We start from the raw sequence: 15,932 nt of genomic DNA, 5'->3' as shown, positions 1-15,932 counted from the left end.
TTGGTCCGACGTGGCAAAACACGCCGATTCGGCTTTTTTTTCCGGTCGCTTCGCTGCTGTGAATCGAGTTCACATTGTTTACAATGCGGAACCGCCTTTATCGCACACCACCCCCATGGGATTTCGCAATGAGCAAGCTTTCTCGTCGGCAATTTGCCAAGACATCGTCCGCCCTGGCTGCCGCCGCGGCCCTCACCACATCGCTACCTGCGCGTTCGCTGCGTGCGGCCAATGCGAACGACGAAATCAATCTCGGGTTCGTCAGTTGCGGGGGGCGTGCAAACGATTTGATGGGGCAGTTCAGCAAAGTCGACGGAGTGAACATCGCCGGATTGTGCGATGTCGACGAGAATCGCTTGGGTGCCGCGAAGAAGCGTTTCCCCAAAGCCCAAGGATGGACCGATTTGCGTGAGCTGATCGCATCGCCCAGCATCGACGCGGTCGTTGTCGCCACCTGCAATCACTGGCACTGCTTGGCCGCCATCTGGGCGATGGAAGCCGGTAAAGACGTGTACGTCGAGAAACCGCTTTCGCACAGCCAATGGGAAGGCAAACAAACCGTTGCCGCGGCACGCAAGTACAAGCGTGTTTGCCAGATCGGAACGCAACAGCGAAGCGATCCGATGCAAGCCGAGATCAAGAAATTCTTGCACGAAGAAAAAGGCCTCGGCGAAATCAAAGCCGCGCGTGTCAATCGATACGGCATTCGCGGTTCCATCGGCAAACGAGAAACTCCCCTACAGATCGAAAAATCAGTAGCGTACGACATGTGGCTGGGCCCTGCTCAAGACCAACCGATCTATCGCAACAACCTGCACTACGATTGGCACTGGGACTGGAACACGGGTAGCGGCGAGATGGGCAACTGGGGCGTCCACGTGCTTGATGACCTTCGCAACAACATCTTCCAAGACTCCGTCGCTTTGCCTCAGCGAATCCTTGGCGGCGGCGGACGCGTAGCGCTCGGAGACGCCGGCCAAACTCCCAATGTTCACTTCGCTTACTTTGACACGGGAACCATCCCGGTCGTCATCGGACTGAGCAACTTGCCATCGGAACCAGGCGGCAAGAAATCTCCTGCCCACCCCGGCCCCGGCAGTGGCTACATCGCGTACTGCGAAGGCGGCCGATTCGAAGGCCAGCGGGGCAACGCAAAGGCCATCGACAAGGACGGCAAGACCATCCGGACCTTCAAAGGCAACGGCGATGTCAAGCACCAGGCCAACTTCATCGAGGCCGTTCGCAAAGGCGACTCGTCGATTCTCAACGCGGAGATCGCGGTGGGCAATGACAGCACCGGCTGGTGCAACTTGGCCAACGTGGCCTTCCGCGCCGGAAAGCCGTTCTCGCGTGAGCAAGCCCGGGAGGTCAAGCTGGATGAGTGGAACGCCTTGATCGCAGAAATGGACGAGCATCTGGCCGCGCACGACCTGAAGCTGGAAAGCGACGAGATCCAAATGAGCGGCATGTTGACGCTTGATAGCAAAACCCAGCAGTTTGTCGGTGAAAACGCGGATTCGGCGAACGGATTCCTCAGTCGCGAGTACCGCAAGGGTTACGAAGTGCCCGAAATCGTGTGATTCCCTCTTTCTGGATGGCAAATGGCCGGCTTTACGAGCCGGTCCCCCACAGGAAACGGGATTTTGCTAGATTGTCGTCCGCCGACTCGAATGTTCGAGCTCGGCGTTGTCACCCAGAAAGCAATGTCACCCCGAAATCATTGACTCCCCAATACCTTTGACTCCCCACAATCGTTGACACCGAGTACTTGGACTCCGTTTGACAAGACTCAGGCGGAGTACATGGGGTGCGTCCCTCATCAAACGCAGTCAAGAAACTCATGAGCCGGCATGATGCCGGCTCGAATGCCATATGAGCGAGTTCCTGCTTTATTACAAGCGTCCCGATCCGACGACATGGGTGTACATGTCGTCGTTTCTGACGATCGGCTTGTACTTTGTCTTTCACCGATTTTGGAGTGTCCGAAATCTAGATATCGTGCTGCTGATTTTGCTGGCGCCGGGTTTGTTGATGGTCCACGAAGGCCGGCGGCGACAACTCCGGGAGCTGGAATCGGATCAATTGGCCGCGCGGTCCCATCAAGCCGACCGGCGAGAATCAGACCACCCGACCACACAGAGGCATCCCTTTTCGTCAACGAAGGGTCAACTGGATGATCAGTCCTCGCTGCGTGATTCGAGTGGCGAGAATTCCCGATACGCATCGTTTGATAGTCGGCCCACCATGCTGATCCGTTCTCAAGCGGACCCTGAGAGCGAAAACACTACCGAGGCGGAAACCGACGTAGATGATTCGGGAGACCCCAAGAGTAATCCAGCCAGCGTCCCAGACAGCGACTCAAACAAACCGGAGACCGTGACGGAGGAGGCCCCTCAAGTCACTGTCGAGCCCACACTCCAGGAAGAAACCAATTCTCCGCTGCTGACCGATCCCAACGCATTGGACCGGCATTTGGAAGCGACCTCGATGGAAAAGGACCCGATGGAGTCCGCTGCGGCATACTCTGCGCGACAGCTTCAACGATCGGGCTTCATCCTGTTGTTCTTTGTCGAGTTCATGATCCTGGTGCGATTGATGATCGATCCGATGATGGTTCGTCGTCCGTTGCTGGATCCCAATCTGACCACCGGTGGACTCTATTTCATCAGCATCTCGTTGTTCATTTTCATGATGGGCAACGTCGTGACGAGTACACCGCGGATGCAGGTATGGCAGGGTCCGGAACTTGGTCCCGGCTACGCTTTGATGCACAAGTTGCCGACGATCACAACGCGACCGGTCAGCACCGCCTTGGGCGGCGAAGAGCCTGCGACGCCGGATGAGCTGGACTTGAGCGCGCAGGGCTGGACTTTGGTGGCCAAGATCATGGCGATCATGGCTCACTTGGCGATCGTCTCGGGCATCGTTTTGATCGGCAATCGCCACTTTGATAATCTTCGAGCGGGGGTCGGCTGTGCGACGCTGTACCTGATCATGCCGTACACCGCGCAGATGACGGGCCGGGTCGATCATGCGCTGCCCGCTGCGCTCTTGTTGTGGGCGATCTTGACGTATCGCAAACCCGCCGTGGCCGGTGTGTTCATCGGTTTGGCTGCCGGACTGGTTTACTATCCGCTGTTTTTGTTGCCGCTGTGGTGCAGTTTTTATTGGCGTCGCGGAGTCCGTCGCTTTGCCGCTGCGGTGATCGTGACCTTGACCATCCTGATGGCGTTGCTGACCTTTGGGGGCACCGAGACGTTGGTGGATCATTTGTTGCGAATGTTCGGACTTTTCAAACCGACGATGACACCGCGAGGGATTTGGGGGTTGGGTTGGGATCCTGTCTATCGTCTGCCAGTCATTGTTGCCTTTTTGATCCTTTGTTTCTTCTTTGCGTCCTGGCCGTCGCCCAAAAACCTGGGGACCTTGATCAGTTGTTCCGCGGCTGTCATGGTTGCAGCTCAGTTTTGGCACGGATATGGCGGCGGTCTGTACATCGCTTGGTTCCTGCCGCTGCTGCTGTTGACGATCTTTCGTCCCAATCTGCAAGATCGTGTGGCGTTGAAAGTCGTGCGAGCAAGCGGCGGAGGCGTCCCCCTCGAAGCTCCCGCAAGTTGATAGTTGACGCACAACATGGATGACACGATACCAGGCGACGACAGTTCGGCACTGAGTCGCTACCGAGCGCTGCTGGAGTCCATTGAAAACGAGCGTGCGGAACTCAAGCAAAGCGATTCACGATACGGCAACATCCGAGCGGGCCTGTTCTTTGCCGCCCTTGTGGTGCTGGCACTCGGTTACTTGGGAACGCTGCCCTCCGGCGTGGTGATCCTGGGCTGGTGTCTCTTTGCTGCATTCTTTGTCGCGGTCGTGATGAACGAACCGATCCGCGACCGCCTGGAACAGCTCAGTCGCAATCGCAAGGTCGCCAATCGTTTGATCGCCCGTGTCGAGCGCAACTGGGACAAACTGACGGACCCCTTTGGCCCCGACGGCCACTGCGAGTTGAATTTGCCCGACCACCAACAGGCCGCAGCGGACGATCTGGATTTGTTGGGAAAGGCATCGCTGTTTCAACTCGTGTCCATGGCGTCGACCGCGCCCGGCATTCGCACGCTTGCCCGCTGGATGACTGCCCCAGCCGACCAACATTTGGCCACACACCGTCGTCGCGCCGTCGAGACGTTGGCGCCGATGCGTGAGGAACGATTGAGGTTCTATCGATTGGCAGGCGAAGTCAGTGAGAGCACGGGAACACCCGACCGATTCGCTCAGTGGGCCGCCGGTGACCGATGGTTGGACCAACGTCGTGGACTGTTGGTTTGGGCAAACGTGTCCGTGGTGATCGCCGTCGTCTTGATCGCGGCCGTGGTGGTGGGAGCCATCGGCGCGGGACCTCCGAATTTGTTAGCGACATCACTCGCCGCGTTGATCGGCCTGGGCGTATTGAACTTTGGATTCACGGCATTGTTCTTGGGGCCGGCGCACGAGATCTTTTCCATCGCGATGTCCAATCGGCAATCGGTTCAGCATTACTTGGAACTGTTTGACTCAGCCACCTGGCTGCCCGCCTCGAACACGTCGGATGGCGACGACAGTATTGCATCGATCCGCCGGTTGCTGATCGACAGCGAGCGTTCGGCGACCAAGGGAATGCATGCTTTGCAGCGGGTCGCAGCAGCCGGTTCGCTTCGCCAAGGAGCCGCCACGTTCCTGCTGTACCTACCCCTGCAAGCGTTCGCGTTGTGGGATCTGCGGGTACTGGATCGCTTGGAAAACTGGCAATCGCAGTATGGTGACTCCGTCGCCGGTTGGTTCGAGGCATTGGGCAGTTGGGAAGCCCTGCTGTCGGTCGCCGCCATCGCGGACGAGTATCCGCACTGGGTGTATCCGAATTGGGTTTCCGCGAACGAATCCGACGCGACCAAGAAAGCGGTATCCAGTATCCAACTCGGTCACCCACTGCTGCGTGAGCGAGACCGCGTGTGCAACGATGTCAGCGTCGGACCGCCGGGAACCGTGTTGCTGGTCACGGGCAGCAACATGTCGGGCAAGAGCACGATGTTGCGAAGCGTCGGATTGAACATTTCATTGGCAGCCACCGGAGGCCCGGTCTGTGCCCAGGAGTTTTCGCTGCCCTCAGTCGAACTGGCGACCAGCATCCGTGTCAGCGACAACCTCAGCGCCGGCGTTTCGTTTTACATGGCCGAACTACAACGCTTGAAGGGAGTCGTCGAGCAAGCCAGATCATTGGCCGAACACAACGAATGTGTCTCCCTGTTCTTGCTCGATGAAATCCTGCAAGGCACCAACAGCCGCGAACGTCAAATCGCGGTCGTCCAAGTCTTGCGGCACTTGATGGAGGTCGGTGCCATCGGCGCGATCAGCACCCACGACCTGGAACTGGCCGACGAGCCGGACTTGGTCTCGGTGGCCACAACGGTCCACTTCCGCGAAACCATACAGCCCGACGCGGACGGCAACGAAAAAATGACGTTCGACTACAAGATGCGTCAAGGTGTTTCGCCCACGACCAACGCGTTGCGGCTACTGGAGATGGTCGGACTTGGCGAGCGACGATAGCACGAGGCACCGTTTATTGATCGCCCAGCTGGACTTCTCAAAGTTTGCTGTTGACACGTCTTTTCGAAGCCACCGTTCTATTCCTTTGTCACCTCCCCCAAGGAACTTGGGGGAGGTCGAGCAGAGCCGTTTAGGCGAATGCGAGGGAGGGGGTATGGGTGAAGCAATAGGTTCACCAACGCGGTTTGCGCCGCGTAGGCCCCCTCCCGGATCTTGCTTCGCTCGATCCGACCTCCCCCGGCTGCGGAGACTGCTGATTTAATCGTTTTTCGTTATCACTGTGAGCCGATGGCGCTAGCCACGGGCCTCGAAGGGTTGGGGCAGCACCATTAGGCCCGCGGCTAGCGCCTTGCGGCTCACTAAATCAGCAGTCTCCTGCGCCGGTGGAGGTGACAGAAAACTTGCGCAAACCATAAAAGACACAACACCAAACTTTGAGCAGTCCAGCGCTAGCGGGCCGTTGATTTAGTGAGCCGCGACGCGTAAGCGGCCGGGCCTACCGCATTGCCCGGTGCCTTACGGCCCACGGCTCACCCTTGCGTTCCCAATTTCGATTAAATCAACAGGCCACTAGCCGCGGGCCTCATGGTGTTGACGAAACCCTTCGAGGCCCGTGGCTAGCGCCATCGGCTCACGGGCACAACGCAAGACGACTCAGTCAGCACTCTCCTGCGTCGACGTAGGACCACCATCGCCAATGTCATCCAGCATGCCGCGGCCACACTCGGTTCGGGAACCGCGGTGATCGAAATCACTTGCGCACTGAAACCATCCACTGCAACCAGTGTTTGAATCTCGTCCACGTAGGGTGACAACACGGTGCTGTAACTGTCATACCGATCACCGGCATTGGCGCTGCTGCCCATTGGCACATCAGTTCCAAAGTGAGCACCGATCAAGACCATTTGCCCATCGATCAGAATGGTCGCTGGGTTCCCTGAGTCACCACCCAACAAGCCGGCTTCGTCGATCCCCAAGCCGCCGGAGCCGCCATTGGTCGGCGTATCGTACGAATACCCAATCGCCACCGAGTCACGCAATCCGGTATCAAACTCTATCACTTCCACAACGTCGACCACATTTCGGCCGGCTCGTTGATCGCCGGAGAACACATAGAATTCGTGCCCGATCAAATCGTTCGGGTCTCCGCCGATGATTGCCATCGGTGACACGCCGTCGGCCATCGGAATCGGTGCCGTCAAAGTGTGCAACGCGATGTCACTGTCGACGACTACTCCACCGGGCAGCGTCGTGGTCAGGGCAACCGCTCCGGCGCTCATGTAGGTGTGCAAGTTGCCGTCGCTGCCCAAGAAGGTCGGCATGGTCGATCCGGCATGGACGGCCGTGATGTAGTGCATCGGCGTGATCAACACGGCTCGCTCCACAGCGATGCCGGAGATCAAGGATTCGTCGACCAGGAATCCAGGATTGGCGGTCCCATCCATCAAGAAACGCTCATGACGAGCGGGGTCGAATCCCGAGATGATTGCCCCGGACGCGACGCGTCCCGTGGCCGTAGCCAAGACCGTGACTGCGCAGAACGAAGCCAGCAAAGTGATCTTGGGTCGAGCAAGTGGGAACATCTTTGGATTCCGGTGAGTACCGCCACGGAGGCAAACGCAATGCGTTGCCCGCGTCCGTGTATGATAGCTGCCCCCAGCCTCGATTTCCTCCCCCCGCCTCTCCTTTGGAGCAGCCCCAATGATTCGAACGTTGTTCAAGTTCACCGTCATGTCCCTTGCCGTCACGGCCTTTTCCGCCGCGATGCCCTCGCTGGCTCACGCCGAGATCCGCACGAGTTCCATCTTCAGTGATTCGATGGTCCTACAACGCGACAAACCCATCCGCGTGTGGGGCTGGACCGACGCCGGCAGCGAGGCCACGGTCACACTGGCGGAAAACTCCGTCACAGGCACCGCCAACGAGGACGGTCGATTCGAAGTCTCGTTGCCCGCGATGCCCGCCGGCGGTCCGCACGAGTTGTCCATCAGTTCGGGAGATCAAACCAAAACATTCACCGACGTGTTGATCGGCGAAGTTTGGATCTGCTCAGGCCAGAGCAACATGGCATGGCCGGTCAACAGCGCCAACGACGCCGATCTGGAAAAGATGACGGCGAAATATCCCAACATCCGTTTGATCAGCGTTCCGCAAGTCGGCACGCAAGAACCGCAAGACGATTTCAACGGACAGTGGCAAGCCTGCACGCCTGAGACCGTCCCGAATTTCTCCGCCGTCGGTTACTTCTTTGGCCGACAGTTGCACCAAACCCTCGACGTGCCGATCGGATTGATCGACAACGCATGGGGCGGTTCGGCTGCGGAAGCCTGGGTTCGACGCGACGTTTTGGAACAGGACGGCAAGTACGACGAGTTGCTGCAACGTTGGGACGAACGCGCCAAGACCTATGATCACGAAGCCGCGATGGCTGACTATCGAGAGCGACTCGCCAAGTGGCAGACCGACAAGAAAGGAAACCGACCCGCCGCTCCGCGAAATGATCTGGTCGGCCAACATCGCCCCGCCAACTTGTACAACGGCGTTCTCAAACCCACCATCGGTTACACCGTCCGTGGCGTGATCTGGTACCAAGGAGAAAGCAACGCCGGACGCGCCTACCAGTACCGTGACTTGTTTCCCCTGATGATCCAAAGCTGGCGTGAGGAATGGGGACAAGGAGACTTCTCGTTCTACTGGGTCCAACTGGCAGACTTCATGAACGAAGTCGACGAGCCCGCCGATAGCGATTGGGCAGAACTCCGTGAAGCCCAAACGATGACCCTGGCACTGCCCAACACAGGGCAAGCCGTCATCGTGGACTTGGGCGAAGCCGCTGACATCCACCCGCGAAACAAACAAGACGTCGCCCTGCGGTTATCTCGTTTGGCTCTCGCAAAGGATTACGCGGTGGACGTCCAATCACAAAGCCCGACGTACCAGTCGATGGAGGTCGACGGCGACAGAATCCGTGTGACGTTTGACGACGCCGGTGGAGATCTCGATACGTTCGATGTCAAACAACCGGTGGGATTCACCATCGCCGGCGACGATCAGAAATTCGTTCCTGCCGAAGCACAAATCGTCGACGAACACACCATCGAGGTCTGGAGCAAGCAAGTCAAGCAGCCCGTTGCGGTTCGCTACGCATGGGCGGACAACCCGATCGCGAACGTGCAAAACACGGCCGGTCTCCCCATGACGCCTTTCCGCACCGATCAATGGAAAGGTGTGACCGAAGGCGTCGTGAAGTAGTCCGACGTTTGACCCGCAGCCGAAGGCGTAGGTGCCGCTGCTAACCAGAATGAACCGCAGGGTTGATTGCCACTGCGGCCTACGCCCTATCGGCGACTGCTGACTTTGTGAGCCGCAGGACGCTGGCCTGGGCTCCCCGTGTCACCTCTCCCAAGGAACTTGGGGGAGGTCGAGCAGAGCCGTCCAGGCGAATGCGAGGGAGGGTGTATGGTGAAGGAATAATTTCACCGACGCGGTTTGTAGCGTGTAGGCCCCCTCCCGGATCTTGCTTCGCTCGATCCGACCTCCCCCAGCTGCGGAGACTGCTGATTAAATCGTGTTGCATTGTGTCTGTGAGCCGATGGCGCTAGCCACGGGCTTCGAAGGGTTCCGTCAACACCATTAGGCCCGCGGCTAGCGCCTTGCGGCTCACTAAATCAGCAGTCTCCTGCGCCGGTGGAGGTGAAAGCAGAGCCCGAATATTGCATCAGCCGGAGTGCGCTAGCACCCGGTTCTCCTGTTTCGCCGGGTGAACCGGACGCCTACGCGAGCCACTGCGTGAGAAAACGCTTGAGCAGATTGGATTGCTCGGGCAGATGGACCGCAGTTTGCAATCGAATGTCCGCAATGCTGTGTACCGTGCTGGGCAACTCCGTCCTGTTCGACGCAGACTCGTTGGCCGCATTGAGACTTCGGTGGATGCCAGCGACGGCGGAAAAGATTTTCACCGTTTGCTCGTTGGCTTCCAGATGAAACTGGAACCCAAAGACTTGATCGCCGATCGCAAACGCTTGATTGTCACACGCCTCGGATTGAAAGATTCGTGACGCGCCCGGCGGGATATCGAACGTGTCGCGATGCCACTGCAACACGGTGGTCTGTTGTGGAAAGCAATCTCGGATCAACTGCGATGCATGCGAAGGTGTTTGCTCGACGCGATGCCAGCCGACTTCGGGGACCCGGTTTCGACGAACCAAGCCGCCCAACGCGGAGGCGATCAACTGTGAACCGAGACAGACGCCCATCACACGGCGACCGGCGGCAATGTACTGCCGAATCAAGACTTGCTCGGCAGCAACCCAGTCAGGTTGCTGATCCATGGCAAGCGAGAACGCGCCACCGAACGTGGCCAGCATGTCGCAGTCGACGCTGGGCGGTAGCCGTTGTTCGAGATCCAGGCGAATGATCTGGACCGTGTGTCCGAGTTCTCGCACGACGGTTTCAAACTCAGCTGGTCCGTCGCCCGCGCTGTGTTGAAGGACCAGGATTCGCATGGCATCTTGTACGTCAGGCTTTCTAGCCTGACATGGTTCTTGTAGGTCAGGCTTTCTAGCCTGACATGGTGGGAAATGAATAAGGGTCTAGCCGAAAACCATTAGCCGCATGGGCGTTAGCCTGAACTGCTCAAAGTTTGGTGTTGTTTCTTTTTGGGTTTGCGCAAGTTTCTGTCACCTCTCCCGGCGCAGCTGGTGGCCCCAAGTGAGCCTCAGGCGCTAGCCGTGGGCCTGAGGCGGATTGTGGTGCCGGCCCACGGCTAGCCCGGATTATTCATGCCACTGACTACAGTCTTCGCATATCAGCCGCCACGCGATAGCGTCCGATTCTCACGCCTGTAATCGGGAACCGGACGCTATCGTGTGCCGGCTGATGAATAATCCGGGCTAGCGCCTGAGGCGGATTGTGGTGCTGGCCCACGGCTAGCGCCTGAGGCTCACTTTGATTGCGATGCATGGAACAAAAACATGGACTGAAAAAATAATGTCAAGACCAACGTTTTGAGCAGTCCAGCGTTAGCCGCGGTTGTCTGCTTTCGTCTGCTGTTTTCGGAACGGTTCTGGAGGTTTTTGGGGGGTATGTCAGCCTAGAAAGGCTGACGTACGGGAGACTGAGGTACAGTTTATCGTACCTTGCACTTGAATTCGATCACTGCACCTTCGCCCACAGCGAGCGGTTCGGAAAGCAACCATTTCAAACGCAACGAGCCGGCATCGTTCTGTTGGACCTCAAACTGGGCGTCGCGGTCGCAGGTTTGTGAATCCGCGACGTATTCCAAACGGGTCACCAAATTGTCCGCAATCACGACTTCGTTGACCGCGCTGTCACCGACGTTGTCGACGCGAATGACGAACGAGACTTCTTCGCCCTGTTGAGCATGCGAGCGGTCGGCCATCTTGAGGATTCGCAGGCGACCGGCATCGGGGAAGTCATACTCGACAAACGACTCGAGCTTTGCATCGCGGATTAAGACCGGTGGCTGCACGCTTTCGATCATGACTTCCACTGCATCGCGGATCATCCACGTTTGAGCGGCGAGACTGGATCGTTGTAGTAATGCCAACTGGGTTTCGTTGAGTTGGTCCAGTGCGATACGGTCCAGAGTTGCCAGGACCTCCAACGCATCTTCGGCCAACTCGACCTGCTGGATGCCTTCGACCGGCACGCCACGATTGCGATCTCGCATCGCGTCGACGCGTTTGGTGACGTTGGCGTGGACGAGTTCGTCGGTGTCCCGCATGGTCAGGCTGGGCTGATTGAAACCAATGCCGGTGGGACCGACGGGGCGTTCGATTCCCGCGGCACCTTGTGCTCGTTCGCCGGAGAGGGCTCCGGTGACTTGTCGGACGGCAGAAAACCGTGGAGCGTACACGCACGCGCGCGTGCTGGGTTGAATTTTGGTGTCGCCGGCGTCCGTGACGTAGTGCACCACGGTGTCTTGAGGATCCAAGCCGCCGATCTCGCCATTACGCAGCACGCGCGCGTGCGCATCGCGGTCGCCACCGTCACACAAGAACTCTTGTGGATCGGTTCCGTAGCGATTGGTGTCGCCCATCGGTGGCATCATGTAGCCGAATGGCGTTTCATTGCATGATGATTCACACGCGCCGCCTCCACATGCCGGGGATCCACATGCCGGGGATCCACATGCCGGGGATCCACAGGCGTTGCATCCACAGGCCGGTGTACCGCAACCGCCGGGCAATCGATCCACGAATCCGACTTGCGCGACCGCCGATTCGGCTTGACCCTGCATCATGGCCGGAGCCGTTGGGACGTTCCCAGGCATTTCGACGCGGCTGGACGAATACGGATGGGGCGATTGTCGATATCCACCTTGTTGGAATGCAGGGTTACCGCCCTGTTGCATTGGTGGATAGCCAACCTGTTGCATCTGTGGGTTGCCACCGCGTTGCATCGTTGGATAGCCGGCGCCCGGCTGCATCATCGGGTATTGACCGCCGGGGGCCGACAGTGGAACCGATTGCATTTGCGGAGTTTGGCCATCACGGGGAATGGGCAGGGCTCCGGGTGGGCGAACGTGAGCGGGTGCACAGCCGGTCAGCAGTGCAGTCAGCAGTGCAGTCAGCAAAGCGAACACGACCAACACGCTGGCGGTCGCCAGTCGAAAAAGAGTTTGTTGAATCATCGATTGCTCAGTTGGACTGCGGCTGTGGTTTGAAAATGGGAGCATACGGTGGCGAGCCGAACATGAACTGGGGCAGTAGTTCAGGAGCGGTTGGTGGCGAGACCGAACCGATGCGGACAATCGCGATCGGACGACCGAAACGGTCTGCGACGGCCATCGGATCTTCATAATCGGGAATGTCGATCGCACGGGCCGAGGTGCTCGGTTCGGCAAGCGGTGCAGCGGTTTGAGGGTCTTCCAAGTAGATCACGCGTGTGACCAGTTTGCCCTCCAACGCTTCTCGCATGTCGCTTTCATCCAGGTTGATCGGAATGGGAAAGCTGGTGGCCAGACCCGGCGGCGGATACGTTCGTCCGATCAGCTCGACCGTTGGATAAAGCTCTGCGCCTTCGGAGCCAGGAATACCTGTGATGCGAAAGCGATAGACGGCACCGACGATCAGACCGGCCATCAGGTCGGACTGGGGTTGACCGAACGCGCCAGCCATGGGCAAGTCAAACTGGGTACCAACGGGACCGTTGAACGCGACGGGTTGAAAGTACGCCGGCGCGACTTGGGTGGCGGCCGGACTGGACCAGACGGCTCCCGGCGGCAACGCTTGGTTGTACAAGCGATGGTGATTGGCCTGAGGCAGATAGTCGGACGGCTCGGCAGCCGGCGCCTGCAAACTGAACGACAAGCAGGACATCGCGAGCGTGGTCAAGCCGAACAGCTTGATGCTCACTCGGAAAGCCATCGAGTGCCTTGGTGAACGATTGATCGTTTGACTGGTCGATCTCATGATGAGCGGTCCATCCGGTCGTGCTGGTCGGCAGTGAGCGGTAAGAAAGGAGGTGCCGTGATGGCAAAAGACGCAAGCAAGCCGAAAGTGACTCGCTTGCGTCCATGTGCTTCAGCTCTGAATGGATCCGAACTAGGGTTGGCAGTTCGGGTCGACAGACTGGCTTTGATGCATGTACAGCGGACGCCCGTTGGGAACACCGGGGTGGATGTTCTGTTCGGTGACGTGAATGCGGCTCACCGGGTTGGGGTAGCTGTATCCTGGTTGATGACGCACGTTCATCTTGATGTTATCGACAGGCCGCGGGATGTTCATCGGCGTGTGATTTCGCATGACGTGCTTGGTCAAGCCGGCTGGGTGTCCCAGTGGGATGTGTGGCGGTCCGGGCAATCCGATCGGAGTTCCCGACATGGGCATTCCGTATTGGGGTGCCGTGACACCAGCAACCATTCCGGGCAATTGCGGCGGCAGTGGAGCACAGGCACCTGGGTGACCGCAGCCTTCCGTTGACGCCGGAGCGAACGGAGCGGGCAGTCCGGCGATCGGAGGCATGTAAGCTCCGCCGCCGATGCCACCTGATCCGGGCATCTCGATGTCTTTGTCACCCACACGGATGATGGCCAAGATCGAACCGCGACGGTCGGCTTCGACGATCGGGTCGACGCCTGGATCCAATCGCGTGCTGACCAAAGTATCGATACCGGCGAGAGCGGGACCTTGGAAATCCGGATCCGGCAGATAGATGACTTTGGTGACAAAGTTGCCCGTGACCACTTGGTCAAAGTCTTCTTCGTCGAATTGCAACGGGATCGAGTTGTGTGCCAAGTAAGCACCCGTGCGTGGATTGGCGTGTGCCAACTCAATGGTCGGATACAGTTCGACACCTTCGCGACCGGGGATGTTGGTCACTTTGATGCGAAACAGTCCGCCTTGGGGAAAGTTTTGACGGGCGGGCACGATCAACGGCTCGCTGTCAAACATCCCGGCGCCACTTTGGTCGTATCGTACCTGCATGCCTTCGGGGCGTCCAAAAGTCACTTGAACAGCAGACGGCACACCGTAGCCCGCCATCGGGCCGGATGCCAAGACTCCGCCGCCGGGCGGAATCATGCCGCTGTCTGACGAGCATCCACCGCCGCCGCATGACGTGCAACCGTCACCGCAACTGCCGCCGATGCCTTGCAAGAAACCGACCTGTGCGATCGAGCCTTCTTCGACTTCGGCCAGATCGACCGAGTCAGGCAGATCGACCTTGGCCAGTGACATTCCCGACGCTGGCGACGGCGCCGATGCGTACGGTGGTGGTCCCAACACGCCTGGGCCGGGGCCTCCGACGCCTGGACCGGGTTCCATCAGATGTTGCTCTGGTGGCAAGTTATGACGAGTCGGCACACAACCGGTGGCGAGCATCGCCCCGGCCGCCAACAGCGACAAATGAGTGACGAATCGTTTCATCTTTTCCCCCGTTCCTTGGGTGGTTCCGTCGGTCAGATCGAGTGAGTCCCGATCGAGCCGCTCGGTTGCGGGTTTCGTCCCGCGAGGCTGAAGTTGGTGGTCATGGATGGGTTGGCAGCAGGTTCTGCCTGAACAGGATCTGCCTGGACTTGGACAACGGTTGGTAACTACCATCCGCCGCACGCTCAGTAGACCGGCTCCGAGGGTGTCATCGGCATAATCACGCTCGCATCTTTGAAAAAATCGTTACAACCGCGCCATGAAGACCGATCGGCACATTCCGTTTTCACGTTTCCCGAGCGTGAAACTCGCATGGATGCTCGCAATCACGCTGTTTTTCGCGTTTGCAGTCGTTGAACAAAAATCCACCCGCGCACAAAACGCGACATCAGAAATCCGGCAACCACCTCCCGCCCCGGGCTCTTACGCGACCCTGCCCGCCCCCACGCTCGATCCAGCCAGTCAGCCGCAAGCCCTCTCGGTGCTGCATCAAGTGATCGACCGCATCGCCAACGGCGCGGCATTTGACGCCCGTGTTCGTCAACGCGTGCGCACCGAGGGACGGACCATCGTCGGGCTGGGAACTTATGAACAAGCAGGCGGGGGCAGCGGACGTTTTCAGTTACAAATGACCATGTTGGACGGCCAAGGCAAACACACCTTGCAACAAATCAGCGACGGACGACTTGCCTGGACACGCACTCAGATTGCCGACCAAATCCAACTGAACCGAGTCGATGTCGGATGGCTGGAGGAAGGCGCCCGACTTTCACGCGCGCAAAGTCCAGTGGTGGATGCTCAGCACGCGACCGAACGCCCCATAGTGCTTTCTCCCAGGACAAAGGTCGGCGGATGGACCGAGATGCTGGGACGATTGGAAGACGACTATGTGCTGAAACTTGGTCTCGCACAATTGCAATCACAGCCACTCTATGTGCTGACCGGGACTCTCAAACCCAGCCGACGAGAGGAAATCCTCCAATCCAGTGGCGGCGATCGTTTGCCCGATCTGTACCCCGCGCGTGTCAACGTCGCGATTGCCAAGACGGATGACCCGCAAACAGGGTTCGGCAAAGGCCTGCCGGTGCGTATCGAGTTCTTCAGTGAAAAGCCCGTCGCGCCGCCAAAGCATCAAACCGCTGACAAGGCCCCATCGAACAACTCCAGCAACATGATCTCTCTGATCGAACTCTACTCGGTCCGACCGATCGATCCGCCGCCGGTGGAGCGGTTTCGATTCGAAAACCAAGACGCCACCGTGGACATCATCAACGAGACCGCACGCTACGAACAAATGTTCGGCATCCGAGTCACAGCCAAACAAAGAGCCCGCCACCGTTGGTAAGACGTACGTCAGGCTTTCTAGTGCATCGTCCAGTCTTAGAACGTGGGTTCGGTAGATGAGCCGTTTTGGCGTTAGCCACGGTTTTCGTGACACAACCGTGGCTAACGCCAAAA

10 protein-coding genes are annotated in these 15,932 nt (G+C 58.6%); 5 read left to right on the top strand and 5 right to left on the bottom strand.

The genetic code is table 11. The annotated features are described in order from the left end of the window. Positions 1-128: 128 nt before the first annotated feature. The 3 genes from Pla52nx_RS00875 to Pla52nx_RS00865 all read left to right on the top strand — a co-directional run bounded on the left by Pla52nx_RS00875 (position 129) and on the right by Pla52nx_RS00865 (position 5,583). Entirely contained in the window at positions 129-1,580 is a 1,452-nt protein-coding gene (locus Pla52nx_RS00875) for a Gfo/Idh/MocA family protein (RefSeq protein WP_146517681.1), read from the top strand. 292 nt (positions 1,581-1,872) lie between these two features. Further along, on the top strand, positions 1,873-3,618 hold the full coding sequence (locus Pla52nx_RS00870) for a glycosyltransferase family 87 protein (protein WP_146517680.1): 1,746 nt from the start codon (positions 1,873-1,875) through the stop codon (positions 3,616-3,618). Positions 3,619-3,633: 15 nt separating this feature from the next. Continuing rightward, positions 3,634-5,583 (top strand): MutS family DNA mismatch repair protein, encoded by a 1,950-nt coding sequence (locus Pla52nx_RS00865; protein WP_231741546.1) that lies wholly within the window; start codon positions 3,634-3,636, stop codon positions 5,581-5,583. A 617-nt stretch (positions 5,584-6,200) separates the two neighbouring features. Here the strand turns inward: Pla52nx_RS00865 and Pla52nx_RS00860 are convergent. Then, entirely contained in the window at positions 6,201-7,166 is a 966-nt protein-coding gene (locus Pla52nx_RS00860; RefSeq protein ID WP_146517679.1) for a hypothetical protein, read from the bottom strand. Between the two features lie 118 nt (positions 7,167-7,284). On the opposite strand from Pla52nx_RS00860, the gene Pla52nx_RS00855 reads away from it, so the two are divergent. Beyond that, entirely contained in the window at positions 7,285-8,835 is a 1,551-nt protein-coding gene (locus Pla52nx_RS00855; RefSeq protein ID WP_231741545.1) for a sialate O-acetylesterase, read from the top strand. A 521-nt stretch (positions 8,836-9,356) separates the two neighbouring features. Here Pla52nx_RS00855 and Pla52nx_RS00850 read toward each other — a convergent pair. The 4 genes from Pla52nx_RS00850 to Pla52nx_RS00835 form a co-directional block, all read right to left on the bottom strand. Continuing rightward, positions 9,357-10,088, bottom strand: coding sequence for a type 1 glutamine amidotransferase (locus tag Pla52nx_RS00850; protein WP_146517678.1), 732 nt, complete (start codon positions 10,086-10,088; stop codon positions 9,357-9,359). A gap of 623 nt (positions 10,089-10,711) precedes the next feature. Further along, entirely contained in the window at positions 10,712-12,238 is a 1,527-nt protein-coding gene (locus Pla52nx_RS00845) for a DUF11 domain-containing protein (RefSeq protein ID WP_197454144.1), read from the bottom strand. A 7-nt stretch (positions 12,239-12,245) separates the two neighbouring features. Next, entirely contained in the window at positions 12,246-13,019 is a 774-nt protein-coding gene (locus Pla52nx_RS00840) for a hypothetical protein (RefSeq protein ID WP_231741544.1), read from the bottom strand. Positions 13,020-13,151: 132 nt separating this feature from the next. Next, positions 13,152-14,474 (bottom strand): hypothetical protein, encoded by a 1,323-nt coding sequence (locus tag Pla52nx_RS00835; RefSeq protein ID WP_146517676.1) that lies wholly within the window; start codon positions 14,472-14,474, stop codon positions 13,152-13,154. Between the two features lie 259 nt (positions 14,475-14,733). On the opposite strand from Pla52nx_RS00835, the gene Pla52nx_RS00830 reads away from it, so the two are divergent. Beyond that, positions 14,734-15,819: a hypothetical protein gene (locus tag Pla52nx_RS00830; RefSeq protein ID WP_146517675.1), complete on the top strand. Its 1,086-nt coding sequence runs from the start codon at positions 14,734-14,736 to the stop codon at positions 15,817-15,819. The last annotated feature ends 113 nt before the right edge of the window (positions 15,820-15,932 follow it).

This window comes from Stieleria varia (genome assembly GCF_038443385.1).
Lineage (GTDB): Bacteria > Planctomycetota > Planctomycetia > Pirellulales > Pirellulaceae > Stieleria > Stieleria varia.
This window is presented reverse-complemented; position numbering and strand designations above follow the sequence as displayed.

Excerpts from the sequence above, each read along its gene's own strand:
- Pla52nx_RS00875 (WP_146517681.1), top strand. The coding sequence starts at position 129 with ATGAGCAAGCTTTCTCGTCGGCAATTTGCCAAGACATCGTCCGCCCTG.
- Pla52nx_RS00870 (WP_146517680.1), top strand. The coding sequence starts at position 1,873 with ATGAGCGAGTTCCTGCTTTATTACAAGCGTCCCGATCCGACGACATGG.
- Pla52nx_RS00865 (WP_231741546.1), top strand. The coding sequence starts at position 3,634 with ATGGATGACACGATACCAGGCGACGACAGTTCGGCACTGAGTCGCTAC.
- Pla52nx_RS00860 (WP_146517679.1), bottom strand. The coding sequence starts at position 7,166 with ATGTTCCCACTTGCTCGACCCAAGATCACTTTGCTGGCTTCGTTCTGC.
- Pla52nx_RS00855 (WP_231741545.1), top strand. The coding sequence starts at position 7,285 with ATGATTCGAACGTTGTTCAAGTTCACCGTCATGTCCCTTGCCGTCACG.
- Pla52nx_RS00850 (WP_146517678.1), bottom strand. The coding sequence starts at position 10,088 with ATGCGAATCCTGGTCCTTCAACACAGCGCGGGCGACGGACCAGCTGAG.
- Pla52nx_RS00845 (WP_197454144.1), bottom strand. The coding sequence starts at position 12,238 with ATGATTCAACAAACTCTTTTTCGACTGGCGACCGCCAGCGTGTTGGTC.
- Pla52nx_RS00840 (WP_231741544.1), bottom strand. The coding sequence starts at position 13,019 with ATGAGATCGACCAGTCAAACGATCAATCGTTCACCAAGGCACTCGATG.
- Pla52nx_RS00835 (WP_146517676.1), bottom strand. The coding sequence starts at position 14,474 with ATGAAACGATTCGTCACTCATTTGTCGCTGTTGGCGGCCGGGGCGATG.
- Pla52nx_RS00830 (WP_146517675.1), top strand. The coding sequence starts at position 14,734 with ATGAAGACCGATCGGCACATTCCGTTTTCACGTTTCCCGAGCGTGAAA.